The following is a 991-nucleotide window of genomic DNA, read 5'->3' on the forward strand; positions in this document are numbered from 1 at the left end:
CCGGTGTCGCGGTCGGGGCGCCGTTCCACAGCCGCACGGCGGCGGGCCAACCGGGGTCGGCCGGGGTGAGCAGGCGGTCGCCGAGCAGCTCGCGGAGCTGGTCGGTGGCGCGCGGCAGGTCCGGTGCGGAGGTCATGGCGGCTCCTCGACCGACCCGGGCCGGCGGCGCCGGACAGGCCGGGGCGGCTCACTGCGCCGGAACGTAGCACCGCTTCGCCGCCGCCGCCGTCGCCCGCGCGACAGTGCGCCGCGCCGTCAGCTCTGGGTCTTGACCAGCGGGAACTCCAGGGAGCCGGCCGGGCAGAGGAAGGTGAGCACCTCGACCCGGTAGAGCCCGGCCTGTACCGCGGGATCGGCCTCCATGACGCTACGCACGTCGTCCACCGAACCGGTCCGGGCCAGGCCGAAACCGATCGGCGGGTCGGGTTCCCGGGCGGGACCGTCCACGGAGCCGTCGACGAGCACGATCCCGCGCCGCTGCAGCGCCCCCATGTGCTGGACGTGCTCGGCCTGCAACCGCTGCACGGTCTCCTCCGGCAGCGCCCGCCCGGACGGGCCGGGGTAGAGCACGATGCACTCGTACGTGTCCAGCGCGAAGTCGAGCCGTGGCGTCGCGCCCATGCGCACCTCCTGACCACCGTTGCGCCCAGCGTCGCACGGCGGCGACGGGCCCCGGGCGGGCTCGGCGCAACTGGGTACGGCGGTGGCCCGGTTGCCGACGTGCCGCGAGGTACGTCCCGCCGGGCCGCGCCGGGGACCGGATCGACGATCGCCATCCACCTCGGGCCGCTGGTACGTTTCCGGAAACTGCGGACGCCTGATGCCGAGCGGAGGTCCCGGTGAGCAGCACCCCGCCGGACGACGCCCGGTGGCCGGACGTCGTCGCCACCACCGGCGCGGGCACGGGCGCCGTGGCCGGCGATCACCGGTTGCGGCTGCTCGCCACGCTGGCCACCGCGCTGGCCGACGCGAGCGACCCGGACGAGGTGGC

Annotated in this window: 1 protein-coding gene; it reads right to left on the reverse strand. The window is 76.2% G+C overall.

Going from position 1 to position 991, the window contains the following annotated elements:
• Positions 1 to 255 precede the first annotated feature (255 nt).
• Positions 256 to 621 (reverse strand): YciI family protein, encoded by a 366-nt coding sequence (locus HUW36_RS33425; RefSeq protein ID WP_174531650.1) that lies wholly within the window; start codon positions 619 to 621, stop codon positions 256 to 258.
• Positions 622 to 991 lie beyond the last annotated feature (370 nt).

This window comes from Micromonospora maritima (genome assembly GCF_902825405.1).
In the GTDB taxonomy this organism is placed as follows: domain Bacteria; phylum Actinomycetota; class Actinomycetes; order Mycobacteriales; family Micromonosporaceae; genus Micromonospora; species Micromonospora maritima.